This is a genomic window from Paracoccus aminovorans (genome assembly GCF_001546115.1).
GTDB lineage: Bacteria > Pseudomonadota > Alphaproteobacteria > Rhodobacterales > Rhodobacteraceae > Paracoccus > Paracoccus aminovorans_B.
The window spans coordinates 1-1,183 of record NZ_LNBC01000046.1; the positions used below are offsets into that span (position 1 = coordinate 1).

Below are 1,183 nucleotides of genomic sequence, written 5' to 3' on the forward strand. Positions count from 1 at the left end.
AAGAATGTCGCGCCGGGGTGGCGGGGCCTGTCGATCCGCAGGACTGTGTCGAAAACATCGAGGGCGACAGCCTGGATGATATGAAGCTGCACGCCCGCGTGTCGTTTGACGATGGCCTTGGCCCGGTGTTGATGGCCCGACCGGCGCCGCGCGAGATCGAGGCGCTTCACGCCCTAGGTTCTATGGACTCTTTGGATTTCCCTGCTCTGAGGAAAGATGGTTCAAGGCTTCTGTTGCAGGAGGTTTGCGTGGGAACCTTGGATCGGCTGGTGCTGTCGGACGGGCAATGGAACCGGATTTCCGGCCATATCATCGGGGACGGGCGGACACGGGGCGGCAGTGGTCGCGACAACCGGATGTTCGTGGAGGCGGTGCTTTGGATCGTGCGGACGGGTTCGCCGTGGCGCGACCTGCCGGATGTGTTCGGCTCGTGGAACAGCATGTTCCGCCGCTTCAGCCGATGGAGCCGGAAGGGGGGCTGGTGGCGGCTCTTCGCGGCGATGTCCGACGATCCCGATTTCGGAGAGTGTGCGATCATCTGTGTATGACTGATCTGTTCCATGCTTCACGGAAAGGAAGCATGCATGACGATCTCCAAGGAAATTCTTGATGAACTGCTGAAGGGCGTCGATCGCCCCGAGGACCTGCTCGGCGATGCCGGTCTGATGAAGGAGCTGAAGATCCGGCTGATGGAGCGAATGCTGGGGGCGGAAGTGACAGCGCATCTGGGCTATGAAGAAGGCAAGGATGTGCCTGCCGGCCAGCCGAACCGGCGCAATGGCTCGACGACGAAGGTGCTGAAGGGCCAGGACGGCGAATTGCCGGTAGCCGTGCCCCGCGACCGTGACAGCAGCTTCGAGCCCGAGCCAGTGAAGAAGGGCCAGACCGGACCTGTGGGATGGATGACAAGATCATCGGGCTCTACGCTGCCGGGCTGACGGTCCGGGATATCCAGGCGCATCTGCTCGATCTCTACGGCCTGAAGGTCTCGCCCGACCTGATCAGCCGCGTCACCGATGTGCTGGGCGAGGTGCGGGAATGGCAGAGCCGGGCCCTGGACCAGATGTATCCAATCGTGATCTTTGATGCGCTGCGGGTGAAGATCCGCGATGCCGACAGCCGGACGGTCAAGAACAAGGCCGTCTACATCGCCCTTGGGGTCGCCCGCGACGGTCTGCGCGAG

2 pseudogenes are annotated in these 1,183 nt (G+C 62.6%); both read left to right on the plus strand.

The window, feature by feature from the left end:
- Positions 1 to 248 precede the first annotated feature (248 nt).
- A pseudogene (locus ASV56_RS22280) lies at positions 249 to 521 on the plus strand (transposase); the annotation flags it as partial.
- Positions 522 to 584: 63 nt separating this feature from the next.
- Positions 585 to 1,183: pseudogene (locus ASV56_RS25080) on the plus strand (transposase); the annotation flags it as partial.